This window comes from Lysinibacillus sp. 38-6 (assembly GCF_046245175.1).
GTDB lineage: Bacteria > Bacillota > Bacilli > Bacillales_A > Planococcaceae > Lysinibacillus.
In genome coordinates, this window is sequence record NZ_CP176417.1 from 3,986,760 (window position 1) to 4,009,829 (window position 23,070).

Annotated in this window: 15 protein-coding genes; 10 read left to right on the forward strand and 5 right to left on the reverse strand. The window is 37.1% G+C overall.

The features are described from left to right. Nucleotides 1-35: 35 nt before the first annotated feature. On the reverse strand, nt 36-920 hold the full coding sequence (locus ACKVEV_RS20060; RefSeq protein ID WP_409367970.1) for a helix-turn-helix domain-containing protein: 885 nt from the start codon (nt 918-920) through the stop codon (nt 36-38). Nucleotides 921-1,398: 478 nt separating this feature from the next. Here ACKVEV_RS20060 and ACKVEV_RS20065 point away from each other — a divergent pair, with 478 nt between their 5' ends. From ACKVEV_RS20065 to ACKVEV_RS20075, 3 genes are all read left to right on the forward strand, one after another. Further along, the gene (locus tag ACKVEV_RS20065; protein ID WP_409367971.1) at nt 1,399-2,577 is read left to right on the forward strand and encodes an acetyl-CoA carboxylase biotin carboxylase subunit family protein; all 1,179 of its coding nucleotides are present in this window, start codon (nt 1,399-1,401) and stop codon (nt 2,575-2,577) included. Between the two features lie 447 nt (nt 2,578-3,024). Next, nucleotides 3,025-3,969: an NlpC/P60 family protein gene (locus ACKVEV_RS20070; protein WP_409367972.1), complete on the forward strand. Its 945-nt coding sequence runs from the start codon at nt 3,025-3,027 to the stop codon at nt 3,967-3,969. 242 nt (nt 3,970-4,211) lie between these two features. Continuing rightward, the gene (locus ACKVEV_RS20075; protein WP_409367973.1) at nt 4,212-6,107 is read left to right on the forward strand and encodes an N-acetylmuramoyl-L-alanine amidase; all 1,896 of its coding nucleotides are present in this window, start codon (nt 4,212-4,214) and stop codon (nt 6,105-6,107) included. 167 nt (nt 6,108-6,274) lie between these two features. Here ACKVEV_RS20075 and ACKVEV_RS20080 read toward each other — a convergent pair whose 3' ends face one another. Beyond that, a complete protein-coding gene (locus ACKVEV_RS20080) occupies nt 6,275-8,203 on the reverse strand; it encodes an S-layer homology domain-containing protein (protein ID WP_409367975.1) in 1,929 nt (642 codons plus the stop codon). Nucleotides 8,204-8,457: 254 nt separating this feature from the next. Here ACKVEV_RS20080 and ACKVEV_RS20085 point away from each other — a divergent pair, with 254 nt between their 5' ends. Both ACKVEV_RS20085 and ACKVEV_RS20090 read left to right on the forward strand, forming a co-directional pair. Then, nucleotides 8,458-9,738: an oligosaccharide repeat unit polymerase gene (locus ACKVEV_RS20085; RefSeq protein WP_409367977.1), complete on the forward strand. Its 1,281-nt coding sequence runs from the start codon at nt 8,458-8,460 to the stop codon at nt 9,736-9,738. An 81-nt stretch (nt 9,739-9,819) separates the two neighbouring features. Then, entirely contained in the window at nt 9,820-10,281 is a 462-nt protein-coding gene (locus ACKVEV_RS20090; RefSeq protein ID WP_409367979.1) for a hypothetical protein, read from the forward strand. Between the two features lie 244 nt (nt 10,282-10,525). On the opposite strand, the gene ACKVEV_RS20095 is transcribed toward ACKVEV_RS20090, so the two are convergent. Next, the gene (locus ACKVEV_RS20095; RefSeq protein WP_409367980.1) at nt 10,526-12,421 is read right to left on the reverse strand and encodes an S-layer homology domain-containing protein; all 1,896 of its coding nucleotides are present in this window, start codon (nt 12,419-12,421) and stop codon (nt 10,526-10,528) included. A 236-nt stretch (nt 12,422-12,657) separates the two neighbouring features. Between ACKVEV_RS20095 and ACKVEV_RS20100 the strand changes: the two genes are divergently transcribed. The 5 genes from ACKVEV_RS20100 (at nt 12,658) to ACKVEV_RS20120 (ending at nt 19,854) form a co-directional block, all read left to right on the forward strand. Beyond that, complete coding sequence (locus tag ACKVEV_RS20100) at nt 12,658-14,922, forward strand: S-layer homology domain-containing protein (protein WP_409367981.1); 2,265 nt, start codon at nt 12,658-12,660, stop codon at nt 14,920-14,922. Between the two features lie 223 nt (nt 14,923-15,145). Continuing rightward, complete coding sequence (locus tag ACKVEV_RS20105) at nt 15,146-16,291, forward strand: polysaccharide pyruvyl transferase family protein (RefSeq protein WP_409367982.1); 1,146 nt, start codon at nt 15,146-15,148, stop codon at nt 16,289-16,291. After that, nucleotides 16,288-17,388, forward strand: coding sequence for a glycosyltransferase (locus ACKVEV_RS20110; RefSeq protein WP_409367983.1), 1,101 nt, complete (start codon nt 16,288-16,290; stop codon nt 17,386-17,388). Before ACKVEV_RS20105 ends, ACKVEV_RS20110 begins: the two co-directional genes overlap by 4 nt. Next, nucleotides 17,385-18,926 carry a murein biosynthesis integral membrane protein MurJ gene (gene murJ / locus ACKVEV_RS20115; RefSeq protein WP_409367984.1) on the forward strand — a complete coding sequence of 514 codons (1,542 nt, stop codon included), beginning with the start codon at nt 17,385-17,387 and terminating at the stop codon, nt 18,924-18,926. The genes ACKVEV_RS20110 and murJ overlap by 4 nt, the downstream gene beginning before the upstream one ends. A 328-nt stretch (nt 18,927-19,254) precedes the next feature. Next, nucleotides 19,255-19,854 (forward strand): TetR/AcrR family transcriptional regulator, encoded by a 600-nt coding sequence (locus ACKVEV_RS20120; protein ID WP_409367985.1) that lies wholly within the window; start codon nt 19,255-19,257, stop codon nt 19,852-19,854. 191 nt (nt 19,855-20,045) lie between these two features. Here the strand turns inward: ACKVEV_RS20120 and ACKVEV_RS20125 are convergent, their stop codons facing one another. Together ACKVEV_RS20125 and brnQ are read right to left on the reverse strand one after the other, a co-directional pair. Continuing rightward, the gene (locus ACKVEV_RS20125) at nt 20,046-21,434 is read right to left on the reverse strand and encodes a S41 family peptidase (RefSeq protein WP_409367986.1); all 1,389 of its coding nucleotides are present in this window, start codon (nt 21,432-21,434) and stop codon (nt 20,046-20,048) included. Nucleotides 21,435-21,542: 108 nt separating this feature from the next. Beyond that, nucleotides 21,543-22,856, reverse strand: coding sequence for a branched-chain amino acid transport system II carrier protein (gene brnQ, locus ACKVEV_RS20130; RefSeq protein ID WP_409367987.1), 1,314 nt, complete (start codon nt 22,854-22,856; stop codon nt 21,543-21,545). Between the last annotated feature and the right edge of the window lie 214 nt (nt 22,857-23,070).

Here is a 23,070-nt window from a genome sequence, read left to right on the forward strand (position 1 = left end):
TTGTTTTCTAGTCAATAAATAGGGAAAGAGGGCACTTAATAGGAGAAGTTGTCCTCTTTATTGTTTAAATGATAAATGCTTGTCACTTTTTCATAAAATTCTTGGCATTGGGTAGCTTTCAGTTTTAGCTCCAGTAAAGAGAATACTTCAATAATTTGTAATATTGCTTTGTTTTTCGTACGATCACCGTCAATAAGGGCAATAATGGCAGAGAAAAATTTAATCATCGTTTGCATGTACATATTATCTACGACGCTTACTTTAATATTTTCTAATTCTGCTAAATAGATTTTAGCGCCTGCGACATCTTTGCACGTAATTTTTTTCTCTAAAATATTGAAAATCATTAACGCAATTTCATTACGATAGCGTGTAAGATTTTGATAACGTTGCAATGTAGTTTTAGCACGTTCAAACACAAGGTCGATCAATTCTATTGAATAGAAGCTCAAACTATTTGCGAATAATGTAATTTCGTAATAACCCCAGCTTTCGCAGTTCATTAAATAATCTTGAAGCAGTTCTATTTCATTAAGATGTTCTTCAGTCCCGCGAAGGTCATCAATTAATAACAATATTAACGAGCGATAATGCAAAAATTTATGATTGCTCGTTAATTTGTATTCATTTTCAACTTGCACGGCAACCGAGTACAACGCACCTACATCTCGATTATAAAAAGCTTCTACATACTTTCTTCGGTAATCCAAGTCTTTATTGCCATCATTATAAATGATGCTGAATTCTTCTAACGTAATGTTTAAGTGGTCTAACATTTCTAAAAATTTTTCAGCTGTTGTATCGCTTTCGCCTCGTTCAAATTTAACAATAGCCGGTCTACTTAGTAAATCTTTATATAGAACGTTAGCACGTAAATTTTTCTGTACGCGCAATTCACGAATTAATTCTCCAATTTTCATGTACGTCTCCCTTTAAAAAAATGTTAACTTTTGTTTACATTTTAACAAATAAAATAGAAAAGATACGATAATATAGAAAATTAAATGGCAGGAGGGAACAATTATGTGGGCAGCATTACAAATCTTAGCAGTTAACACTTCTACTATTGTTACTTATATTTGGGACTTAATTGGTAGTTAAGCTTCAAACAATTTTAGCTAGAAAATTTTCAACTGTGGAATTTTAAATACATGCAAATTGTTAATTGGGAAGTAAGGTAAGGTCTGAAATCGGTATTGTATCGACTCAGGCCTTTTAACTATGCCTTATTTTATTTGCTTAAAAATTTTGATTAAACCTGCCATAGCCCACTTTTAATTGATCAGCAAGCAACGATTAATAAGATATTATGAACAAAACTTCAAATACAGAGATGTAACTATTATTTAATTTTTTAAGATGTTTTTTCATAACAAACGGAGTAAAAGGAGAAAAAATATGAGAAAAAGGATAATGGTTATTGATTGTAGTGTAAATACATTAAAGAAAATTAAAAAATTAGGCTTAAACGTCATATGTATAGAAAATAAACAGAAAATCCACTTAAAAGAATTATTACATGCAGAAGACCTATACTGTGAAATAAATTATAAAGATATTCCTTTATTAAAAAAAGAAGTAGGATATATATTAAATCAATTCCCCGTAGATGCTATTTTGTCATTTTCGGGAGATGGTCAAATTGCGGTTGTCGCATTACAAGAGGAATTTCAATTCAACAGCTATAACCAAGCAGAACAAATAAAATTATTTAAAAATAAGTATAACTTACGTCATCTCCTTAACCGTAATCATTTTAGCTTTGTCAATGTAAAACTCATTCATTCGAAAGAAGCATTAATCGAATTCGCCAATGAAAATGGATTTCCCTTTATCCTTAAACCGTGTATTGGAACAGACAGTACAAACATTAAAAAAATCTCTACATTAAAGGAAGTATACGATTTGCTGGATAGAGAAGATCCAACAGCTCAAATTGCGGAAGACTATCTAGAAGGGGGAGAGATTAGTGTTGAAACGTTTTCTTATCGTGGCAAGCACATCGTAATTGGCATTACAGATAATTATATGGGACAAAATTTTGTCGCATATGGACATAGTGCTCCAACAACTTTAAAGGAAGATTTACTAACTAAGATTGAACGGTTTGTAGTGGATTTTCTAACTTTAACAGGCGTTGTCTTTGGACCGTGCCAAATAGAAATCAAAATTACTGCAGATGGTCTTAAAATTATCGAAGCGCATAGTAGACCGGGTGGCGACCACATTGTTGAATTGCATCGACTCGTTTCCGGCATTGATAGTATCCAATGGACTTTAGATGCCATCTATACGGACGATTGGCAAGAATCCTATTTAAAGGACAAGTATCCTGCAGCAGCTATCCGCCTTTTTAGCTTTCAACCGTATAAAAAAATAGGGCAACTAACTACGAATGAAAATATTATAGCTTCTCTATGTCATATTCAAGTAGAGGACGGACACAAGGCAGAAGACAGCCATCGTTACATTATAGCGAAAGGAAAAAATGTCGAAGAGGCACTTGAGCATTGTAATTCAGTTATTCAACATCTAGACAGTGACTATGTTAAGGCGGGTTGTGATCATTTTCTATAGAAGATATTGAAAAATACCCATCATACTTGGTCAAAAGTCGACTTTAAAACAATAAATGGTGTCGATACGTGGACAGACGCACAAGTAATAAGAAGCGCAACGAACTTTTCTTCGGTACGGCAGGCAGTGGTGCAAAGACGGGACTCCTGCGGAAAACACCGGCACAGCAAAAAAGTGTTAGATTGACTAGTCAATCTAACACTTTTCTCTTTAGCGCGGAAGTACTCTATTGTAACAAAGCATGGCTAATATTACAGCAATGTTACAAAAAGCCGTAATACCCATTAATTAATACCCATATTTTAGCGTTTGTAAACCAAAAAACGTTGTTATATCAACGTTTTTTTAATCATTCGAAACCGTTACACAATTGAAAAATTAAAATACCATCATTTGTGATAGTCTATGTATAGGCAAAAAAAGTTCCTTGAGAGGGGTAACAAACGAATGAAGAAAAAATGGTTATTACCGATTTTTGCATCTTTTATGTTATTTTCAACAATTCAAATAGATAATGCTGAAGCAGCGACTCCTTCTGATGTCACTGAAACAGCTTCAAAATATTTAGGTATTCCTTATGCTTATGGTGGTACGACTACTAGCGGGTTAGATTGCTCGGGCTTTACATCTAAAGTCTTCAGTGATTTAGGCATCAAATTGAACCGTACATCAAGCTCACAATATCAGCAAGGTACTGCGGTTGCAAAGAGTGATCTACAAATTGGCGATTTACTTTTCTTTAACACGAGTGGTAGTGGTATCTCACATGTAGCGATATACATAGGTGACGGTAAAATGATTCACTCTCAAACTGGTAAAGGTGTTAGCTATTCTAATGTCAACGATCCATACTATTGGGGCTCTCGTTACGTTGGTGCAAAACGCGTAGCACAATTTGACGAAGAACAACAAGCTGAAGTAACAAAAGTGGCAACGGCTGAAGTAAAGGAAGCTGCAATTGATTTTACAGTATATGCTTCACGTGCTGAAGTTGCTGTGCAAATTGCAAAAGCTTTAAATTTAGATACATCCGATAAAAACACAACATTTGCAGATGTTAAACCAACTTATGCACATGCAGGGGCAATTGCCGCTGTAGCGAAGTTAGGCATTTTTGCAGGTGATGATCACGGCAAATTCAATCCATCTTCTCCAATGACTCGTGCACAAATTGCTAAAGTTTTAGTTATTGCGTTTGGTCTAGAGCATAAAGGTGATGTGGTGACATTTGCAGATGTTCCTGAAAATTACTGGGCAACAGAATATATTTCAATTCTTGCATCAAATGGTATTACAGCAGGAAAAGACAATGGTGACTTCGGTTACAATGATATGTTAAAAATTTCTCAACTAGAAACTTTTATCGAGCGTGCTCAGCAAGTAAATAAATAATCAATTTCTACTTTGCTTTGGACAAGGGCTACGTCTGAAGTGAAGCAATGCATGGAAGTTCTTTTAAATAACGTATAAATGGAGGAGAGTTTGCACTTGCAGGCTCTCTTCTTTTTATGAATCTTTAGGAAATGGGGTGGTATAAAAAAATGTCGAATAGTTGCAAACAATGATAGTTTTACATGTGAATATTTGTTAAAATGAACACGAGAACACGAGACATGAAGGGAGGAAATAAGACATTGTACTTTAAAAAAATCAGTCTTATCTTATGCGTCTTATTCATTTCAGCTTCTATGTTTACGATACATAGTGCAAATGCAAGTGGTGGTTTTGAAGATGTACCCCCAAAGCATGAAGCTTATGAAGAGATCAATTATTTAGTTAGTTTAGGTGTAATTAAAGGGTATACGGAAAACGGGAAAACGTATTATAAGCCTTATAATAGCGTAACGCGTGGACAAGTTGCCAAAATGGCAGTTGTCGCTTCTGGTAACAAACCATTAACTGTTAGCAAGTCGAGTTTTTCAGATGTAACGGTTGGTACAGAGCTTTCTGGTTACGTTGAACGTGCCATTCAATTAGGGTTCTTTAGAACAAATACAAAGGGACAATTTTTACCGAACAAGCCTTTAACTCGTGATGAAATGAGTTATGTCTTAACGAAGGCATTTAAGCTTGATGTTAGTGAATATGAAAACATTGATTCGCCTTTTGTTGACGTAGGTATTACACACCCATACGTTCAATACGTTAATACAATTTACTATAATGGTATTACAAAGGGTAGTGGTCAAAACTACAATCCAAATAGCCAAGTGACACGTGCGCAGTTCGCACTATTCATTGCTCGTGCAAAAAGCGAAAAGTATCGTTTGGAGCTACCTGTAAAAGGTACTGCTGTTCCAGATACAACACAGGTAATTGGTTTAATTCAAGTAACAACTGATGGCTTGAATATTCGTAAATCAAAAGATTCAAATTCTACTACCAACATTGTAGGTACAGTCAATAAAGGTGGCAAACTATCAGTCTATGCAGTAGAAGGAGACTGGTTAAAAGTAACGTATAAAGGTGCTTATGCTTATGTTTATAAAACGTACGCTCAGTTTTTAGATGCGGACGGGAATGCATTAGGCAAAGTGCAAAAAGAAGTAAAAACAACACAAGGTATTAATCTTTATGTGAAGGCTACTTCGTCTTCTAAAATCATTTCAACAATCAATAGCAATGTCAAACTGCCTGTCTACAAAACGGTTAATGGCTACTATTTAACAGTTGTCAATGGTTTGCCAGGATATATTGTGGCCAATAGTACAGAGGATGTGGAAGTAGAACAACCTTCAAATCCAGATCCAACGCCTCCACCAGTGGCAGGCGACTTACTAGGTCGTACAACAGTTGATAGTTTAAATGTCCGTAAAGAAGCAAACTCTACTTCTACGGTATTAGGTAAGTTAAGCAAAGGCGATTATGTCCATGTTAATAGCATTAGCGGCTACTGGGCTCAAATTACTTTTGATGGTCAAACAGGCTATGTGCATAAATCTTACTTAAAACTATTAAACCAAAGTGGTAATCCACTGAAAAATCGTATTATCATCCTTGACCCTGGTCATGGTGGTAAAGACCCTGGAGCAGTAGTAGGTTCCAATTCAGAAAAAGCTATTACATTAAAAGTTGGTACACTAGTAAGACAAAAACTAGAAGCAGCTGGAGCAAAAGTAATGATGACACGTACAGGTGATACGTACCCATCATTACAAGATCGCGTAGACTTTACTGATGCAAACTTCGGTGAAATCTTTGTGAGTATCCATGTAAACTCTGCATCTAGTACCGCTGCAACAGGTACTGAAACATATTATGCTGTGACAACAGGAGATATGTATCAGGAAGATATAGATCTTGCTACTTTTGTAAATAACCAAATTGTTAATAACTTAAACATGAAAAATCGCGGTGTGAAAGAACAACAATACTATGTTATCCGTAACACGCTAATTCCAGCGATTCTAGTGGAGCTAGGATTCCTTACGAATAGCGAAGACCGAGGCAAAATGACAGACGATCAATATATCGAATTATTTGCTGAAGCTATCTACAAAGGAATTTATCAATACTACGCAAAACAATAATATGAAAGAGCTATATCGTTCAATCTATGAACGATATAGCTCTTTTTTTATAGGTACGTGCTATAAATGGCGCTAAGAGAGTTCTTAACCGCGATTCACACGGTTCTACCCGCGATTCCTGGATTTCTATCCGCGAAACAAGAATTCTATCAACTCTACCTCGAAAGTTATTTAGCGTTTGCATGTAGTGTGCGATTGACAAATTGAGCAAAGTTTTGACGAGTTACCGTATTGCTTGGTTTAAACGTTTGATCGGCATAGCCGGTTGTAATATCGAGTGCATAGAGCGCTTGAATATCTTTAAAATAGATATGTGATGCAGGAACATCTACAAATGTATGTTTAGCATACCCTTGGAGCTTAAAGCCTTTTACAAGTGCATGTGCCATTGCAGCGCGCGTCATCGGTTGGTGGGCATTGATTTTACCATCTTCTAAAGAAAGGATGCCATAGCGTACCCCTGTTGCGAGTACAGCATAACCATAGTCGCCTGGTTTAATATCACTGGCATTCAACGTAGCTGAACTTGAAGCGGTGATACCTAGTGCACGTAACACCATTTCGGTAGCTTGTATGCGCGTTAATGTGCCTTGTGGGTTGAATTTTCCATTACTACCTTTTACTATGCCAAGTGCGTGTAAGTTTTTAATATCATCATAAGCGCCATTTGATGCTGACACATCTTGAAAAAATGGAGCGACTCCAATAGAAGCCTTGTTGGAACCTTTTGTGCGTGTGAGCGTTTTAATTTCTGCTATGGTTGCAAATTTTTCGTCAACATTTTTACGATCATCGCGACCTTCTATAAAGGAAGTTCGTATCGTATAGGTGCCAGCGGCTAAATTTCCGGGCATAAAAATTTGATATTTTTCCGAATGGGTACTAATATCTTTCCGGTCAGCATTCGTTGTTGTCGCATCGGCAGCTAAACCTGGTATATAACGCTCGTGTCCTTTACCGACAACGCGATCGTTTGCGTCAAGAATCTCTACTTTTAACGTCCCACGAGCAGGCACATTGCCGTTGTTCTTTACTGTTACGGTAGAGTAGAAAACGAATTGACCAGAAGGCGCTACATAACTTTGCACACCGTCAGAGGATAGAGAAAGATGATAGCGACGTGGCACTTGACTATCGTGGTCTTCGGCAACCCAATGTAAAGCGTGCTTTAAAAATACTTGAGCATCTAAGTCGCCCCGTGTTGTTGCGTAGGCAATACCGTTTTCATTATCTTGCCAAGCTGCTTGTTCATTTATTGTAATGTAATCATAAATTTTAAATCCGATTTGTACGACTCTGCCTTTGCCGTACTCAATGGCGTGTGCAGCACCAAACGCATTTTTCTTCATAGTTTGTGGCTTGTCGGTATAATCGTAATTTGTAAAATATAAAATCGGTGAAGCAGCGCCACCTTGCCATGGCTTGATTATCTCAACCCACTCATGATCAGATTTTGTTAGACTAAGCGTGCTTTTGCCGAGCTCCTTTGTTGCATTTTGAATAATTGGATGCGTTGTATTCGTATTACTAATGGTGGAATTACCTAACACGATATCGTCGATAAAGCGTGAATGAAAAACTTCTGAAAGGTTATCCCATTCCATAACCCATGAGTCGACATCATAAATTAATGGAGAAAGATCCATTTGTCCAACCTTCGGAAATTTGGCTGATTCGTTTCGGCCAGTTTGGAACGCAAAAATAGCACCGCCACCATTGCGTATGTACATTTTGACATTTTCACGTTGTTGATGATTCATCATCACGGTATATGGAAAGACGATGGCATCATATTGACTTAAACTCTCTAAATGACTTAAGTCCTTTTCGTAAATTTTCTCTACATGGAAGCCTTGTTGCTGATATAAAAGGTAAGCTTTTAGTTCCTTATTGTATGTTGAGCTATAGTCAACCTTCGGAGAGACTGTTTGTCCATTATATGTACCACCTGGGTGCGTAGTGTTGGCATATTTCTCACTACTTTCAGAGAAAACAATACCGATTTTTGCGGTAGTTGCTTGAGCTTGCGTCGGTAATTGCAGTACAACAAGCATACAAGCACAAACAGCGATTAGTGCAATGGCTAATTTCTTCAATAAATCCACATCCTTGTTTGTAATTTATCTTTATCATACATCTAAATATTTACTTGTTAGTAGGGATTTAGGTGAAAATGAAATGATTGTGCTGTTTTATGTAAAATTGACTCAATCCTTTCTATAAGTCTATCAGTATTTATGATATAATAACTTTTGTTTTTGTAGGGAAAACTAAAGAATATAATAGTGGGTAACAACTATTGATTCATGATAGAGGAGGGCAATAACATCTATTTAGATGTATTACATGTATGAATAAACTGAAGCAAGTTTTCGCAAAGGTCAATAAGATTGATACGTTTTCACCGTATTTCTTTTTACCTTTTATATTAGTGCTATATTTCTTTACAAGTCTATTCGATTTCCATCGATTTGAATTATTTAATGTTCGTGTCTCAATTTTGCCAGCGGTATTAGTAGCACTTGTTTGTTATTATATCGGTGTTTATATTATTGATAAATTACAATGGACAATCCCATCATTCGGGCTTTCGTTCTTAGGTAAATATGTGATTCACTTTGTTGTATTACTAACATTAATCGGTTTAGCTTCTTATTTAATGATGATTTTTGGTGGTGGTTTAGGAATTTCCGATGAATCTAATCGTCGTAATCTTGATCCAAAACTAAACTTCTTCAGTCAATTATTATGGTATGGTATTTTATTGTTGTTATCGTACAAAATGATTTTAGAAAAGCATATGACATGGAAAAAAGCATTTGTATACGGCGCAATTTTCGCTGTTGTTATGTTCTTATTCCTATTAATGGGCTATCGTACGCCATTAATCATTATGCTGTTTACTGGAATTATTATTTTCCACTATGTTGTGAAGCGCGTAAAGTTAACTTGGTTCCTGACTGCTTTATTTGTCATCGGTGTTGCTTTCTCAATGTTTGGCTTCTTACGAGTAGTGACAGAAGATACAACGAAGGAATTTAATAATCGCGATCAACCAGATGTAGAATTGACAGAAACAGAAAAAGAAAAACTGTTAACAGTTGAACAAAAAGTAAATTTAACACCTAAATGGATTCGTTCTATAAATGGTGAAAGTGTAACGGGTCATATCGTTTTAAGTAAAATTATTGAGTACACGCAAGAAGAGGGGTACTTAAAAGGTGAAATTCACAAAGGAATCTTTAATACGATTCTTCCAGGTGAGCAAATTTCACCACGTATGAAGGTAACGGAAGTAGTGAACTCATTAAGTGTGGATGAAGGTAAATATATTACACGTCCAACGAGAACAACAACGCCAACCTTTATCGGACAGTTATTCCTAGATGGTGGCTACGCGCTTGTAGCGATTGGCTTCTTATTATATGGTGTATTAATTTCATTAATTTATAATAAAGTAAAACGAGCTGGCATCCGTAGTTTCCACTCAGTTGCTTATGCCTTTGTCATTACACTATTTACAGTGTCGATGCATACAGGCTTACTTGATTTAATCTTTATATTAATGCTAGGTTTTGTAGTTATTGCGTCAGCAATAATTAAAACAGAACAAAGTAAACTACGATACTAACAGGAAGGGCTATCCTTAATTGGATAGCCCTTTCATTTTCGGTATCGCGGAATTCCTATGATATACCGCGGAAAAAAGCCTGTGAATCGCGGAATTCCGATGATATATCGCGGAAAAACGGCTGTGAATCGCGGAATCCTTATGATATACCGCGGGAAAAAGCCCGCGAATCGCGGAATCCCGATGATATATCGCGGAAAAACGGTCGTGAATCGCGGAATTCCGATGAAATATCGCGGAAAAAAGGCCGTGAATCGCGGAATTCCGATGAAATATCGCGGAAAAAAGGCCGTGAACCGCGGAATTCCGATGATATTTCGCGGGAAAACGGTCGTGAATCGCGGAATCCCGATGATATACCGCGGAAAAAAGGCTGTGAATCGCGGAATCCTCATGATATATCACGGAAAAACGGTCGTGAATCGCGGAATTCCGATGATATATCGCGGAATTCCGATGATATATCGCGGAAAAACGGCTGTGAATCGCGGAATCCCGATGAAATATCGCGGAAAAAGCCCGCGCCCCGTGGAATCCCGATGATATATCGCGGAATAAAGGCCATGAATCGCGGAATTCCAATGATATATCGCGGAATAAAGGCCATGAATCGCGGAATCCCGATGATATATCGCGGAAAAAGCCCGTGCCCCGTGGAATCTCCATGATATACCGCGGGAAAAACCCGTGCCCCGCGCGGAATCCTTATGATGTACCGCGGAATCCCGCTCCCGAATCGCAGAATTTAAAAAAGCGCCGTCCAATCATGATTGGATGGCGCTTTTTCTTATTTCACTGTATCGATAAATTTAATATAGTCTTTACTAATGTAAGCTGAGCCTGTATGGAGCTTATCAGATAGTACTTCGTGCCAGCCATTGACGTTTGCGTTAATAACAATAACAGGCATGCCACTTCTTGCATATGTGAATAGCGGGCTATTGCTAGTAGATGGGTCTAGACGGACGTTTAAACCAGTCGTTGTTGTTAAACCGATTGTATATGGATTTTTAGCATCCTTAAAGCCTAACGCTTTTTCAGCACGATAATAGTGACCAGCGATTTTAGCCCCCCAGAATGGGTCGGATGCATACTTAACATTAAAGCCAAGCGCTTTTGAACCAACTACAGCACCATTTGCAAAGTTTCTTCCTGGTGAACCACCCGGTGTAATATAGTTTGGTTGTAAAAACTTATCAACCAGTTCGTTAATGTTAGCAGCGATACTGTCGAATTTTTTGTTCAGTGGGTTTGTGTCATATACATATAAACCGAATAGATTGTTTAAGTTTTGAGCATGGTCACTCATACCATATGCACTTTCATGTTGAGCAAGTGCCAAAATTAACATGGCATTAATATGTGACTTAGCTTCAATCTCTTTTAATGTTTTACCTAAGCCGATGAGCTTACTTTTCGTTGTAGCATCTTTATAAATGGTAACACCTGTACTTTCAACTTCGGCAAGCTTATTCATAATGTAACCATCGATTTCTTCTGCTGTATATTGTGTTGTTGCACGAGCAGGTAAAAATTGATAATAGTTATAAGCTTCTCCTTTAGAAGAGCCATTGCCGTTTGTGAAATAAATGCCATTCCAGCTGTAGTATTTTTCGCCCTGTTTCATGAAGGCAGGTGCTTTTCCGTAAACATAGCTAGAAGAATATTTATTCGTTGTGTAATCGTATAATGTGTGCTTAATTTCGCCATTTTCGTTTGTGTAGTAAGCACGTCCTTTACTTAATGAAAATGGAATTAACGTTACATCTGCTTGTTTTAAATAACCAACTTGACCGGCTAAGCGAACTTTTACTTGTGTCGCATCACTGCTGATGTATTCCATTTCTGTATTACCTGCAACGGCGATTTGGTCTTTAATCGTTTCAGAATAAAGGGCAACATATTTATTTGTTACAACATAGCCTGAAGACATTTTGACAATTTTATCTTTTTGAACAATTACTTGTGTATTTTTAGTGATAGCTTTTTCAGCGGCTTCAAAACTTGCAAAACCTTGATTGCCGACTAATGTACCATTGGCAATTTCCTTAATCGCATACGTAGAGAAGTCAGCAGAAGCATCACCTGCAAGTAGCATTAAACGTTGAATAAACGTAGCAGCTTGTCCAATAGTTGCATTTTTTTCTGGCATAAAGTAACCGTTCGAACCGTTAATAATGCCTAATTGTGCACCGACTGCCACGGCAGCACGATAGTCTTTAATAATAGAAGCGTTATCCTTAAACGTAATCGTTGAAGTACCTTTAGGGATTTTCAAATAATCAATAGCTCGTTCTAGCATAATCGCCATATGCTGTCTTGAAATGGCTGCATCTGGCTTAAATGAACCGTCTGTGTATCCTGTGATGATGCCAGCTGTAGCAGCAAGCTGAATATCGGTTGCATACACATATGTATCTGGAACATCGGTAAACGCCATTCCGTTATTTGCTTCAAGCTTCATTACTTTTGCTAAATAGGAAGCAAATTCGCCGCGTGTTACATTGTCGTTTGGACGGTAACTGCCATTGGCATCCTGGACTAAAGCATCTTTTGAAATTAAATAGCGCAGACCATTTTCATGTGCATGCCCTGAAAGTTCATCAGCGGAAGCCATTTGGGGTTGCCAAAAGAGTAAGCTAACTACTGTCATAAGCAATGCAATGATTGATAGTTTTTTCATATTTTGTACCTCCTAAACTTTAACATCATTTTACCAAAGTTAGAGAGTTGAGATAAGGTCAAATATGTGTATTCTTGTAAAATGCGTCAATGTAAATAGTTTTTTTACCATATATATGAAACTGGAAAATAGCTTAAAGGTTCCATAGCTATTTTGGCATATTTTTGATAACCTAATAGAAGAAAAATATAGAAGGGAAGGTGAGGGCTCTACATTAACTGAGGAGCGCGAAAAAAATGAAAAGAATAGCAAAAATTTTACTAGTGTTAGTTGTAATGATGTCGATTGTTGTTAGTCCACTAAATGCCTATGCATTTCAAACAGTAAAGAAGGATTACCCACTTTCAAAAGGTGTGCAGTATAACCAATATACATACAGCAATACCTATACAAACTCTATTAATCATTTAACGATTAATGTTGGAGATCCAACGACGGAAGTACAACTAGGGATGCCCGCAGCAGTCAATGGAAAAGAATCGACAGTAGCAAATGCGAATCGCCATTCTCGTGAAGGCAATCGTGTAGTTGGTGCTATTAATGCAAGTTTTTATAATATGTCAGAAGGTTATCCGTTATTTTTACTAGCTAAAAATAATGTTATTTTAAACGGCGGTACTGTTTCAAACGGTTCCGACCAATATATGAACGTTCCGACAGCGTTTGGGATGACATCTGATGGTCGTGGTGTTATTGATTATTTTGATTTTGACATAACACTTTCTCATAACGGAACGAATTATGAAATGTCAGGCTTAAATCGTGTACGGAATATTTCTGAAGCGGTTATTTACACACCGCAGTTTTATAGTAAAACAACAGATACAAATGAATACGGTTTTGAAATTGTCGTAGACACTGGGTCACCAATTACCGAAAATACATTTGGACAAACGTTAACTGGTAAAGTAACGCAAATAAAACCATATGGCTCGAAAGATAAATTAACGATTCCTTCTACAGGTTTCGTAGTATCTTTACAGGGCGGTGACTGGCACAATAAGCTAAGCCATGTAGCAGTTGGCGATGAAATGAGTGTTAACTTCTCCATTGATCAACTTTGGCAAAATGCGCAATTTATTTTGGCGAGCGGTCCTTACTTAGTAAAGGATGGTAAACCTTACATTATGATGAGTACTTCTAGCTCTCGCGCGAAAGAAGTTGCACCACGTACAGTGGTAGCGACAAGTAATAATGGACAAACAGTACACTTTATTACAGTTGACGGCCGTCAAAGCCATAGTAAAGGCATGAACATGGTACAGCTTGCGAATTATTTAGTGGCGCTTGGTGTCGACAGAGCCATTAACTTAGATGGCGGTGGCTCCACAACAATGGGCATTCGAAACTACGGCAGTAATAATGTCGTATTAGCGAATCTACCATCCAATTCAGGCAATACGCAACGCCTTGTATCTGCTACGTTGCAGGCAGTGAGTACTGCGCCAAATGGCAAGGCAACACATATGAAATTTACCAATAGTACAAATTATGCAACGCTGTTAGTAGGTGCTTCATCAAGTGTAGCTGTGCAATACGTGTTAGATGATAACTATACAACACTACCACTTGATGGCCATTTATCATTAGCGTCTCAAAACCAAACTTTACAAATTAATGGTATGAACTATACAGCAACACAAGCTGGTACGGATCGAATCTATATCGGCTATGACGGTGCAGCGGTGCAATCATACCAAGTGAAGGTCGTGGATGCGCCAACAACGCTGAATGTTGCACCAAGCTCTAAAACAGTAGGTGCTGGCGAATCTGTTAACTTTACGGTTGATGCAAAAGATGATGCAGGTAAGCCGATTGTCTATAATCCATCGCAAGTAGAATGGTCAGTAGAAGGGAATATCGGTACCATTACAAGTAGTGGTAAATTTACAGCGCAAAATCCAGGTACGACAGGTAAAGTCATCGCTACTTTAGGTACGAAAAGTATGGCTGCTACGGTTACTGTAGCGAAGCCTGCGCTGTTTAAAGACATTCCAAATAATTATGTCTACTATAAAGAGATTGAATATTTAACGTCTCACAATATTATTACAGGTCAAGCCGATGGTACATTTAGACCGAATGACAAACTTACACGTGCACATGCGGCAGTTATTATTAGCCGTGCTTTAGGCTTAAATACAAAAAATGTGAAAAACCCAAGCTTTAAAGATATTCCGGCAAATCACATTTACTATAAGGAAATTGCGGCTGTTGTTGAAGCGGGGATTATGAGTGGTCGCGAAAACAATACTTTTGACCCGAATGCAACGTTAACACGCGCGCAAATGGCGAAAATTGTAGCAATTGCTTATCAATTAAAAGGTACAAGCAGCATTGCCTTTAAAGATGTGCCAAAAGATCATTGGGCTTACACATATGTACAACAATTAGCAGCAAACAACATCACGACAGGCTACGATGGCAACATTTATAAACCAAACGAAGCTATTAGTCGAGCACATTTTGGTCTGTTCCTTTACAGAGCCATTCATAAATAAAAAGGAATTATGCCCTAGCATCATATTTCGTACTGTTAAAAGTGAGGCATAAGAAGTAATATATTTATGCTGTTTATACTAAAAATATTAGCACTAGGGCAGTAGAAAAGGGGAGAATCTCGTATATATTCGAGGCTCCCCTTTTTTTTACTATTTTTAAAAAGAACGAATAACTGCAATTGTGGTATAATCTCTGTATTAAAAAGTAAAAGGATGTTTTTTAATGAAAATAGGCATTGTGGGGAATTACGGCAATGATAATAATGGTGATGAATCAATATTATACGGCATTCTTCAACAAGTAAAACAAACATTTTCGGTAACGAGTGACGACATTACCGTTTTTAGTAATAACACACAACAAACATCCGCGCGTTATGGGGTACATAGCTATCCATTGTATTATAAAAAGGGCAATTTATATAAAACGTTTATCCATACTTATAGAAATAACAAACAATATGTTTCGAATTTTGACCTCCTCATCATTGGTGGTGGTGGTATTTTAATGGACTTTTATAAACGTGAGGCCCATCTATATGGAACATACGCAATGATGGCGAAACAAAGCAATATTCCCTACATTATATACGGATGCGGCGCAGGACCACTAGATACATTCTCAGGTAAAATTAGTATTCGCGTCATGTGTCGTTATGCAGCAAATATCTCTGTGCGTGATCCTCAGTCTAAAAAACTTTTACAAAGTATCGGGGTCAAAAAACCGATTGAAGTAATTGGTGATCCTGCATTTACGTTAAAAGGTGATCGCAAAGACTATGCTGATAAGCCAATGAAAATTGGTGTTTCAGCCGTTCCATACTATAATGCAAACTATTGGCCAGAAGGCAATGTTGCAAAATACGATGCATATGTAACAGGTATGGCGAAAAATTTAGATCAAGTCATTTCTGAGCAAAATGTACACATTACATTTTTTGCAACAAAGTTTCCTCAGGATGTCACCGTAACACATGATATACAAAAGAAAATGCAGCATCGTGCAAAGACAGAAATAATTGAGGAAAATCTTGTACCTGAACGTTTGCTTGAAGTAACAGCAGAGCAGGATATCATCATTGGTACACGCTTACACTCACTAATATTGGCGACCAATTCTGAGACTCCCATTATTGCAGTATCCTATCATACGAAAGTGCAAGATTTTATGTCCTTTGTTGGTGCATCGGATCGTTGCTTACAGATGCAGGATATAGAGGATGATGAGAAAGCTCTATCTAAATTAGTTGGCAAGCTAAGTAGCAATTGGGAGCAGTCAATTGCAGAGACGAAACAAATTGCTACACATATTCATAAAGAGGCCATGTATGGTCAGGAATTAATGAAAAAGGCAGTGACACGTCTATGAAAAAAATACTCGTCATTAGTAATATGTATCCAACATCTGATCATTTATCATTCGGTATTTTTGTGAAAAACCAAGTGACAGCACTTGAAAAGGCAGGACTAGACGTTGAAATAGCAGTGAATACAAACCCAGCCACAGGTAAGAAAAACACCATTGTTAAATATGCTAAATGGGGCATTTCTACGGTAATGAAGGGCTTAAAGCATCGAAAATCAATCGATATTACACATGCACATTACGTGTTTCCTTCAGGTATGTTATCACTACTTTTAAAGAAAGTGTTTGGTATACCGTACATTGTTACAGCTCATGGTGGAGACATTGAACGGATGGCAAAGAAAAATGCACGCATTCGCAATTGGACAGCAAGTATTTTACGCGAAAGTGCACATGTCATTGCGGTAGGCCCTGTGTTAGCACAACAAATTGAGCAAGACTTTGCTATCGAACCTGAAAAAATTTCTGTTATTAGTATGGGTGTCAATCGTGATGTCTTTATAAAAGGTAGCCAAGCGGCAGTACGTCAAGAATTACAAGTGTCGAAAGAGGCTTTCGTCTTTCTATTTGTAGGAAATGTCATCAAGCAAAAAGGTGTAGAAGAATTATTACAAGCATTCCAAATGTTAAAAACAAAAGTGGAACGCCCTATCGAACTAATTATTATCGGTTCTAGAAGAGATGATAATTTTTACCAATCTTTGCAACCATTTTTCAGTGAAGACGTCAAATTCATAGACCCACTAAAACAACAGGAACTAGTAAAGTGGTTCCAGGCAAGTGATGTCTTCGTATTACCATCCCATTTAGAAGGTTTCGGTCTAGTAGCATTAGAGGCATTGTCGACAGATACACCTGTCATCGCTTCTAAAGTAGGTGGGCTTGTTTCATTACTTGGTGAAGGTGCGGGGCATTTAGTGGAGCCTGGGAATGCTATGGCTTTATCTGAGGAGATGCTGCGTGCAGTGAACACGCCAAAGGAACAATATATGAATCGTCAAGCGGTTAATGACGTATTAGAGTTTAATGATGAAAAAAATATAACAGCAAGATGTATTGAAATTTATAAGTCGGCCATTAAAGGTGGGGATGACTTATGAATAAATTTATAAAAGTTGTCGGTGCCGTTGCGATTATTAATATCGTGGCCCGTGTTTTCGGCTTTTTACGTGAAATCATTATCGGAATCCAATATGGGAGCTCTCATACTGCGGATAGTATTTTCACAGCTTACACCATTCCGAACTTTTTATATTTAGTTGTAGGGGGTGCTTTTACGACAGCTGTAATCTCGATTTATAATCGGGAAACAACAGACCGAGCTCTATTTGTAAAACAGTCATTTACGATTGTGTTGTTGACTGTTTCGGCTATGACAATTATTTTATTAGCATTTACAAATCCGATCATGGAGATTTTTAACCATGAAAAAATGAATGGTGATGAGTATAGTCAAAGTGATTTAGACTTATTGAAAAACTTGTACTATTGGATGATGCCATCATCAATATTACTTGTATTATCTTCTTGGTATAGTGGCTTACTGAATGTTAATGAAAAATTCCACTTATCGAGCTTTGCCATTTTAATTTACAACGCGATTTTCCTAGTCATTGCCGTTGGGTTATCACAAATTGAAAGTATTAAAGCACTTGGATACGGTATAAGCGCCTTAGCTAGTGCTGGGATTATGCTGTATTTCTTAATAATCGGTTATCGCAAATTAGATTCACCTAAAGTCGGGTTTTCATTTGAGCATAATATTTCCTCAAAGCAACTTTGGATTATGGTGTTGCCAATTATGCTTGGAGGAGCGACTATTCAATTATATGCTTTGTTACAGCGTATTTTTGCGGGGATGCTTTCTGAAGGGGCTGTAGCAGCTGTGAACTATTCTTCCAAGCTGATGCAATTCCCACAAGCGATTTTAATTACAGCCGTGACAACGGTTATTTATCCGATTTTGAGTCAAAAAGAAGCTAATAATGATTCTGCTTCCATTAAGAGCCTTTATTCAAAAGGGTTACATTATCTTTTATTGCTACTGATACCCGTAACAATATATTCTTATTTCTACTCAGAAAACTTGATTCAGGTGATTTTCCAGTATGGTAATTTCAATGCTGCCTCGACAGCGCTTACTGCACCTGTTTTAGCAATATTCGTGTTGTCCATGTATTTCTTAGCGGCGAATACGTATATTACGCGCTTCTATTATGCAAAGGGCGACTCCATGGCGCCAGTTATTTTTAGTTTAATTAATGTATTTGGTGTCAATATTGCGGTTATATTGCTGATGGTAAAGGATTATGGTGCTGAAGCAATCGCTTGGGGAACATTAATTAGTGCCATTACAAACTTTATTATGCTAGTTGCTTATGCAATACCGAAGTACGACTTGAAAATGGGCATCTTTAGCAAAGAGTTGCATTTTTTCAGAGCGATGCCACCTATGATCATCATTACGATTGTAATGTATTATTCAAGTCACTATTTAGTATTTGAATATAAGTGGTTAACGTTTATTGTCGGCCTAGCTATTTTTATCGCTGTCTTTGTAGGCTCTTACTTATTATTTGGCATAACAGAAGTAAAAGAATATATGGATAAGCTGAAAAAGAAATTAGTAAAACAATAGCAAATGGATGAGGTAATGAAGCATGCTGGATGTAACTTCCAGCATGCTTTTTGTATTGCTTATAAAGGCTATGTAGGTCCATTTTAAGCCTGATTACGGGTGAAGGGGTTTGGAACTTTTGGTTGATATTCGTTGTTTGTAAAAGGCAAAAAAAGTACTAAACATCATATTAATGTTAAATATACATAGTGTAATTTTTGGAATTATATTATAATTAACATTATTCAAACAGTAAAGAGGAAAATGGTAGATTTATTTATGGTATTTAATATTTTTAATACCATAAATAAACAAATTAGTTAATATATATTAGAGTAAGGTGACATGGATGCCAAGAGGTAGGAAGATTAATTCAAATGGTGAAAAAAGTAAACAATTATTACTTGAAAAAGCTGTGGAGCTTTTCTCTGAAAGGGGATATCATGCGACGAAAATAAGTGATATCGTGAAAGCAGCAGACGTAACACAACCTACGTTTTATTTATATTTTAAAAGTAAAGAATCACTTTACAATGATTTAAACTTACAGTTCCAACAAGGATTTAATGAAATAATGCGCAATGAAAATGACGATGTTGAAAAAGGGTTAGAGGGCTTTATTGAAGTACTTGAGCAAAAATTATATTTGCTGTTCCTTTATATCATGGAAAATCCAAAGCTAACGAAAATTGGCTTTTTCGAATCGAAACAGTCGAGGAGTGTTAAATCACAGCTAACACAGCAATTGATGGAGCTCGTTTATCGTCATGATTGTGACCATAAATTTCAACTACAAAATATTGATATAAAAATTGTAGCAGATAGTTTAGTAGGCTCCTTTGAACGTTTAATCTTAACGAATTTACTCGAACAAAAAAGCAAGCCTTGTGAGCTAGCGCGCAACTTAGTACATGTATTCTTTCTTTTAAAAGAACCTCCACGTGCGTGATAGTGATGTCGGTGATGAAGTAAAAACCTCTCCAAAAATAGGAGAGGTTTTTCTATTCGTTGTCTTTGAGCAGGGATGACCATTTTAAGTACCTGACACCCGCCTTGTTTTTTCGTACCAATAAAAAAAGCGTTTGATGTTCGCATGAGGGCGATTATCAAACGCTTTTTTAGTTGGGATAGTCCCGTTTTTTAGTTTGTTACTGCAATATGAAGATAAATGCCTTTTTGCAGTTTGTCACCTGTTGATTTTTGGATAGTTGGATGAACAAGTAGCATATATTCTTGCCCTTTACCTAAAGGCTCAGTAGGTGTAACGATTAAGGAATTATCTTTTTCCACTTTTGTTGTAATTGGAATTGCATCTCCGCCTAAAGCAATGAGCTGTACGCTACCTTCAGGAATAGGTGTAGCGAAGGCTTGTGAGAACTTAACTGTAAACGTTTTTGTAGTAGGCACATTTTTTAGGCTTACTAGCTCTTGATAATCTTTGTATTGCGCTTTAATCGCATCATAATGTGCTTGGAAAATTGGCGGTGTCTTCGTTTTAATGTTAGGCTTCACACCAACTTCATTAATAGTATGACCAGCAGGGCCTGTAAATTTACCGACAGTAAGTTTTAAATAACTGCCATCATGCAATTCATAAAAGCCTTGCATTGCCCCTTTACCATAAGTCGTTTCACCATATAAAATCGCCGATTGTTGATCTTGTAACGAAGCAGCTAGCATTTCAGAAGCACTTGCACTATATCGATTAACTAAAATGCGTGTATCTGCTGGGAATTTAACATTTTGTTGAATAGCACGTACTTCATAAGAGGTATGTGCTTCTTGCAGTAAGTAAGCGATTTTTGCCTTTGGAAATAAGCCAGTTAGCTGTTCTGCTGTGGCAACGTAACCGCCGCCATTATTTTGTAAATCTAAAATAAAAGAAGTAGCACCACGCTGTTTCAGTTGAATCAATGCTTCTTTTACGAGTTGCGCACCATCCTCAGAGAAGGAAGACATTGCTATGTAGCCGACATCACCAAATAATAAAGCAGCCTCTACATTTGGCAGTGTGAATTTTTTACGTGTAATAGTTTTAGTAGAAGTAGTACCGTTCTCGTGCAGTAGTTTAACTTGGACTTGCGTACCTTCATTACCGATTAGCATGGAAGAGGCTTCTTCTATCGAGTTCCCTACGATGGAATGACCATTGATGGCGATAATGATATCTCCAGCCACGATACCAGCCTCAGAGGCTCCGCTTTCTTCGATAACTTGTAAAATGTGAATGCCATCATCATGCTCTTCAATAACAACACCTATGCCAATTGTGGAGAGGTTGATGCTATTCATAAATTCTTCAAATTCTTGCTTCGAAAAATACGTTGAATAAGGATCTAGCATATTAATGATATCTGGAATGGTTTGCGCATTTTGTAAGTTACCATTAATTTTACCGACGTAATTTTCTGTAATAATTTCTTTTATCTCTTCTACAAGTTGTTGCTCATTATTTGCTGCAGAAGCGTTCGATAATGGAAAGATGACAAAGCTCACGATGAACAAGAAAGACCATAATAATTTTTTCATAAGACACCTCGTTTCTCAATTATTTATCTCATATTATACATGAATTTCCATATTGCCGCGAATGACAAAAGACACGTCTATAGAAGAAGACGTGTCTTTATTGAACGATTATTTTGTTTTATGGATGATCAATCCTATAACTGCACCGATGAATGCTGGTACAAGCCACCCAAGACTTTGCTCGTATAGTGGCAATGCATTTAAAATCTGCTCATAGGCAGAGAATGTAATTTTCATTTCCTTTAAACCATCGTACAGACTAACAAAGAATGTTGGGATTAACGCACAAATATAAACAATACGACCACCTTTGAAGAAATGATCAACAAGCGATAACAACATTAGAACGATAGCGAGCGGGTAAATAATTAATAATACCGGCAGTGAAGTACTAATGATTGTTGATAACCCAACATTGGTAATCGCTACACTTAAAAGCGTAAAGACGACTAAGAATGTTTTATATGAAATTCGCGGGAATAGCTTGTTAAAAAACTGTGCATTGGCTGTTAATAAGCCGACAGCAGTAGAGATACATGCTAATAAAATTGTAAGCGATAAAATAATACTACCGAAGCTGCCAAATAGATATTGCGCTGATTTAGCGATAATGACGCCACCATTATCTGATGTGCCAATAGCATCGATACTCGTATTGCCGATATAGCCAAGTGAAATATAGACAAAAGCTAAACCGAGTGCAGCTACAATGCCTGCAAAAATGGTTGTTTTAACTTGTTTTTTCTTATCGTGCATGCCCATACCACGTAATGCTTGTAAAATAACAATACCAAAGACAAGGGCGCCTAGCACATCCATCGTTAAATAGCCTTGCACAAAACCTTCGTAAAATGGCGCATTCGTGTAATTGCCGACTGCTACGCCTGGTTCACCCATTGGTGTCATAAAGCTTTTAACCGCAAGGACCAAAATAACAACTAACAATACAGGTGTTAAAATTTTCCCAACGCGATCGACAAGTTTCGAAGGATTAAATGATAAATAAAGTATTAAGGCAAAGAATACGACAGACGTAATGAATAGCGGAGCCCAGTGTTCATTTGCAGCTTCTGAAAGAAATGGGGCAATGCCGATTTCATAGGATACAGAACCCGTACGTGGAACCGCGAAAAATGGACCGATTGCTAAATATACAATAGAGGTGAAGATAATCCCAAAAATCGGGTGTACTCGACTTGCTAGCAGCTGTAAATCGCCACCTGCTTTAGCTACAGCGACAATAGCAAGTAAAGGTAAACCGACACCTGTTATTAAAAAGCCAATCATGGCTAGTGTAATATGTTCACCGGCTTGTTGGCCAAGTAACGGTGGAAAGATAATATTACCAGCCCCTAAAAATAAGGCGAAAAGTAGTAAACCTACAGCTAAATTCTCTTTGATGAAAATCAAGATGTTTCTCATAAATAGTAAAAGCTCCTTTATAATTGAAAAAATAAAACTTTCTAAAAATTTTAAATACAGACATGTATGTTATCATAGGACTATAAAACTTGCAATTATTATACTAATAGTAGATAGTCGGATTCTGTAGTATTCTATAGGATTCAGAAATTGTTTGAAAAATAGTCAGTTTTTCCGATTTTTGTTTAGCCATTTCTTTAGTATGATAGACACA

Bases quoted from the DNA above. Each gene is read 5' to 3' on its own strand.
- ACKVEV_RS20110 (WP_409367983.1), top strand. From the start codon at position 16,288: ATGAAAAAAATACTCGTCATTAGTAATATGTATCCAACATCTGATCAT.
- murJ (WP_409367984.1), top strand. From the start codon at position 17,385: ATGAATAAATTTATAAAAGTTGTCGGTGCCGTTGCGATTATTAATATC.
- brnQ (WP_409367987.1), bottom strand. From the start codon at position 22,856: ATGAGAAACATCTTGATTTTCATCAAAGAGAATTTAGCTGTAGGTTTA.
- ACKVEV_RS20100 (WP_409367981.1), top strand. From the start codon at position 12,658: ATGAAAAGAATAGCAAAAATTTTACTAGTGTTAGTTGTAATGATGTCG.
- ACKVEV_RS20085 (WP_409367977.1), top strand. From the start codon at position 8,458: ATGAATAAACTGAAGCAAGTTTTCGCAAAGGTCAATAAGATTGATACG.
- ACKVEV_RS20120 (WP_409367985.1), top strand. From the start codon at position 19,255: ATGCCAAGAGGTAGGAAGATTAATTCAAATGGTGAAAAAAGTAAACAA.
- ACKVEV_RS20065 (WP_409367971.1), top strand. From the start codon at position 1,399: ATGAGAAAAAGGATAATGGTTATTGATTGTAGTGTAAATACATTAAAG.
- ACKVEV_RS20070 (WP_409367972.1), top strand. From the start codon at position 3,025: ATGAAGAAAAAATGGTTATTACCGATTTTTGCATCTTTTATGTTATTT.
- ACKVEV_RS20105 (WP_409367982.1), top strand. From the start codon at position 15,146: ATGAAAATAGGCATTGTGGGGAATTACGGCAATGATAATAATGGTGAT.
- ACKVEV_RS20095 (WP_409367980.1), bottom strand. From the start codon at position 12,421: ATGAAAAAACTATCAATCATTGCATTGCTTATGACAGTAGTTAGCTTA.
- ACKVEV_RS20060 (WP_409367970.1), bottom strand. From the start codon at position 920: ATGAAAATTGGAGAATTAATTCGTGAATTGCGCGTACAGAAAAATTTA.
- ACKVEV_RS20125 (WP_409367986.1), bottom strand. From the start codon at position 21,434: ATGAAAAAATTATTATGGTCTTTCTTGTTCATCGTGAGCTTTGTCATC.